At 60.8% G+C, this 4,077-nt stretch carries 4 protein-coding genes; 1 reads left to right on the top strand and 3 read right to left on the bottom strand.

Going from position 1 to position 4,077, the window contains the following annotated elements; translation table 11 throughout:
* Window positions 1–139: 139 nt before the first annotated feature.
* Both QMB98_RS05585 and QMB98_RS05580 read right to left on the bottom strand, forming a co-directional pair.
* Window positions 140–808 carry a hypothetical protein gene (locus QMB98_RS05585; RefSeq protein WP_371684695.1) on the bottom strand — a complete coding sequence of 223 codons (669 nt, stop codon included), beginning with the start codon at window positions 806–808 and terminating at the stop codon, window positions 140–142.
* Between the two features lie 172 nt (window positions 809–980).
* The gene (locus tag QMB98_RS05580) at window positions 981–2,087 is read right to left on the bottom strand and encodes a PLP-dependent aspartate aminotransferase family protein (protein ID WP_371684694.1); all 1,107 of its coding nucleotides are present in this window, start codon (window positions 2,085–2,087) and stop codon (window positions 981–983) included.
* A gap of 31 nt (window positions 2,088–2,118) precedes the next feature.
* Here QMB98_RS05580 and QMB98_RS05575 point away from each other — a divergent pair, with 31 nt between their 5' ends.
* Window positions 2,119–3,198 (top strand): D-alanine--D-alanine ligase family protein, encoded by a 1,080-nt coding sequence (locus QMB98_RS05575; protein WP_371684693.1) that lies wholly within the window; start codon window positions 2,119–2,121, stop codon window positions 3,196–3,198.
* Between the two features lie 251 nt (window positions 3,199–3,449).
* Here the strand turns inward: QMB98_RS05575 and QMB98_RS05570 are convergent, their stop codons facing one another.
* Window positions 3,450–4,064 carry a DUF3515 family protein gene (locus tag QMB98_RS05570; protein WP_371684692.1) on the bottom strand — a complete coding sequence of 205 codons (615 nt, stop codon included), beginning with the start codon at window positions 4,062–4,064 and terminating at the stop codon, window positions 3,450–3,452.
* Window positions 4,065–4,077 lie beyond the last annotated feature (13 nt).

Below are 4,077 nucleotides of genomic sequence, written 5' to 3'. Positions count from 1 at the left end.
ATGCCACGACGCGCAAAACGCCCGCTACACACTCAATTATGAAGAGCCAGTTAAGTGAAGGCCCAGGATTGATCCTGGGCCTTCGTGTTCCGCGCCGGTCGGTGCTGGCTTTCGGTGCAAGTATTCTTGCTGGTCTTGTCTACTTCTCGATGTCGACGACGATGCGAGTGGGGTTGTCGAAGACCTGGACGCGGTAGGGGTGTTGTGCATCGGTTCCGATGAAGATCGTGTGCATGCCCTCGAAAGGTCCATCCACAACGACGTCCTCGATGATGCTGGACTGGTCGAGACCGGTGATGGGGAACTCAGCGTCCGTCATCTCCTCTTCGGTGGGGTAGCGGACACCCGATACCCAGATGGTGAGGAACTCTTCGCCGGCCATGTCGACCTCGAAGCCGGAACCGTCCTGGATGGGAGCATCCTCGTAGTTTGCCGACCAGTTGAGCTCACCCTCGGTGCCGTCGTATTCGATGACGACGCGGTCGTAGGTGTCGTGACCACCGACGCGTGCAGATGTCGCAAGGAACTGACCGAGAAGATTCGGGAAGTTGCTTGATTGGGTTGCGTCCAGGGTGAAGGCGGGTCCGGAATCCTCGTCGGTGGCTTCGTCGGTGGGCTCGTCAGTCTTGTCCTCGGCCGGTTCCGTTGTTTCGGGCTCGCTCGTTTCTTCAGCGGGAGTTGTCGTCTCCTCATCGGGAGTCGTTGTCTCCTCGGGCCCCGATGTGCCCTCCTCCGGAGAGAGGCTCGTAGGCTCGTCCTCTGTACTGCTGGAGCATCCGGCAAGGATGGTCGTTAGTGCAAGTGCCATGACTAGTCTTCTCATGACGTTAATCTACTTGGCAGGAGCCGGAGTCGTCCAAGGCTGAGGCGAAGTGTTACTGGACTGCAACGCGCCGCGACCTGGGCGCGATTGTGCGCCACTGGAACGCAATCCGCGGCCACTGGAGCGAAATCCGGGGCCGCGGAAATGCGATATCGCGCTACTGGACTGCGATCCTCAGGGCGTTGTCGAGGTCCTCCCACAGGTCCTCGATGTCCTCGATGCCGCAGGAGAGGCGGAGCAGATCCTCGGGAACGGTCACGGCCTCGTCAGCAAACCGCCTGCGTCGCTCCAGGGTTGATTCAACGCCACCGAGTGAGGTTGCCGGCAGCCACAGGGTGGTTGCCTCGACGAGGCGGTCGGCCGCTTCCTTGCCGCCCTTGGGGCGGAGCGTCAGTACGCCGCAGCCCTTGGGTGCTCGTTCCCGGTTCGGGTGGTTCGGCAAGGATGGGTGTGCGACGGCCTCGACGAGAGGATGCTCGGAGAGTCGCTTGGCGAGCTCGGCAGCGTTCTGGGTGATGCGTTCAAACCGAAGAGACAGGGTCCTCATACCGCGCAGGGCAAGCCACGTTTCCATAGGGCCAGCAACCGAACCGGTGTGGGTCCGGTAGTTCCACATGGTGTCGTGAAGCTCCTCGGAGTTGGTGACGACGGCACCGAGGACAACGTCGGAGTGTCCTGCCAAGTACTTGGTAGCGGAGTGTACGACGATGTCGGCTCCGAGGGAGAGCGGCTGCTGGCCGAGGGGAGTCGCGAACGTGTTGTCGACAATGACGAGCGTGCCCTGCTCGTGGGCCGCCTTCGCAACCGTCTCAATGTCGGCAAGTTCAAGCATCGGGTTCGTTGGGGACTCGAGAAGAACGGCCTTCGCGCCGGGCAGTGCCGCAAGGATCTCGTCAGTGTTGGCGATGTCGACGGTGACGACCTCGCCGCCCTCGCGCTCCGCCATCTCCCTCGCTACCACGAGAGATGCATGGTAGGAGTGCTTCGGGGCCACGATCTTTCCGGGAGGAGCACAGTGCAATGCGGTCGTGATGGCGGCCATGCCGGAGGCATGGACGAGGGCGGGAAGGGACGCGCCCTCGAGTGTCGCGAGGGTCTTCTCAAATGGGTTCCAGGTTTCCGTGTCCCAGCGGGCGTAAATATTGCCTGGGCCGGTGCCGGAGTTACGGTACGTGGATGACAGCACGATCGGCGGGTTCACGGGATTGCCCTGGACGCGTTCGGGGCGACCCGACTGGGCAAGAATTGTTGCTGGGTTCGTCATGTTACAAACACTATCTTGATAGGCTCGAGCGGTGAAGAACGGTTCCAAGATTCGAGTTGCAATTGTCTACGGTGGGCGCTCCGGTGAGCACTCTGTGTCATGCATGACCGCAAGTTCTGTCATGTCCTCAATTGACACGGAACGCTACGAGATTGTCCCTATCGGAATCCGCCAGGACGGTACCTGGGTGAACGGAACGACCGATACCGACGTTCTGGGTACCGGCAGCGCGACCGTGGGCCCGGGTGAACCCGTCACGATCTCGTACGGCACGGGCACCTTCCACGTGGGGGAGGAGTCCCTCGATGTCGATGTTGTCTTCCCGCTCCTGCACGGACCGTTCGGTGAGGACGGAACCATTCAGGGACTGTTCGAGATGGCGGGACTGAAGTACGTCGGTTCCGGGGTCTTTGCCTCCGCTGCCGTCATGGACAAGCACTACACGAAGATCGTTCTGCGCGAAGCGGGCCTGCCCGTTGGCCCGTGGGTGCTTGTCACCGCGAACGGCTGGCGCACACGCCGCGACGAACTTGTCCAGCAGATCAAGGCACTGAAGTTCCCGCTCTTCGTCAAGCCCTCCCGCGCAGGATCCTCCCTCGGCATCTCCCGCATCGAATCTCTCGATGAACTCGACGCTGCCATTGCTGAGGCGCAGAAGCACGACCCGAAGGTCATTGTCGAGCAGGGCATCACCGGCCGCGAGGTCGAGTGCGCAATTCTTGGTGGCACGGGTACGGAAAGCCCGAAGGCCTCGCTCCCTGGTGAGATCGTTCTCGACAATCCCGACTCGGGTTTCTACGACTACGAATCCAAGTACGTCGACACCGATGGCCTCGTCCTTTCGATCCCGGCTGCGATGCCCGACGACGATCAAGAGAAGCTCCGGGAAATGGCCCTGCGAGCCTTCGAGGCGATCGACTGCGAGGGCATGGCGCGAGTCGACTTCTTCTACGACGATGGCGAGCTCGTCATTAACGAGATCAACACGATCCCTGGGTTCACTCCCTACTCGATGTATCCGCTCATGTGGCAGAAGTCGGGCATGACCTACTCCGAGCTCATCGACGAACTCATCGGACTCGCCCTCGAGAGGAACGCCGGACTCCGCTAGGAGAACGAGGAAGATTCCCTCGGAGCCCAGGAAGAGTTCCCATAAACGCGAGGAGTGGATGTTGGCCTATTGTCGACATCCACTCCGTCAATTTTTAGTCCAGTAACAGAAGCCTGGAACAAGTAAGAGCAGGATTCTATCCATGCCCGGGGTGGACCTCTCGTTGTCCCTGGGGTCCAGGAATCGTCCCTTAGGGTTCAGTTCTCAAGGCTAAGTCCCAATTGTCTTGCACTGAGGGCTCAACAGAAGGCTCAGTCTTCAGTGCTTTCATTGGTCGCTAATTCCTCGGCGCTGGGATCCACGTCGCGGGTGGCATCTTCTCCCGGAATTGCGTTCTCGTCGCCAGTCCCATCATCGGCTTCACCCTCGTCGAGCACGAGTGGTGCGTCGGTGAGGCCCACGCATTCGCGTTCCACGGTCGCCTGGGACATCGCCGGGGTGAAGGAGGTGAGGACGTCGGTCACTGTTCCCGCACCAACTGCCTCGGTAGAAATGACCACCTCAACGGTTGGGACCCTGCCGTAGGAGATGAAGGTCCAGGTTCCGTCCCCGCCGTTCTGGGGAATCCTGGGGTCGCTGGAGTCGAGGCTGAGCCAGTCGATACCGCCGACCGTGATGCAGCGGTCAGTTGACGGGGTTGGTGATTCGAGACCGCACCGGAAAGACGCTCCCTCACCCCAAGCAGTTGTCGCCTGCGCTGTCGTCTTTGATCGCTCGAATCCCGAGACCTCATCGGGTGTTGCCTGGAGCATCGTGGCGCACGTGGGATCGGAAGCATAGGGGGTGGCTTCAAGACCAACGGTCGTTGCACAGCCAGCAAGACCAACGAGGGCAACTGGAATGAGGAGTGGGAGGCGATTCTTCACCCCTCCACTGTAC

Origin of the sequence: Flaviflexus sp., assembly GCF_041440645.1 — a bacterium.
Taxonomy (GTDB): domain Bacteria; phylum Actinomycetota; class Actinomycetes; order Actinomycetales; family Actinomycetaceae; genus Flaviflexus.
Note: the sequence above shows the minus strand (reverse complement) of the source record. Positions and strands in the feature narration are given on the sequence as shown.

Coding starts and splice junctions, on each gene's coding strand:
- QMB98_RS05585 (WP_371684695.1), bottom strand. CDS start 808: ATGGCACTTGCACTAACGACCATCCTTGCCGGATGCTCCAGCAGTACA.
- QMB98_RS05580 (WP_371684694.1), bottom strand. CDS start 2,087: ATGACGAACCCAGCAACAATTCTTGCCCAGTCGGGTCGCCCCGAACGC.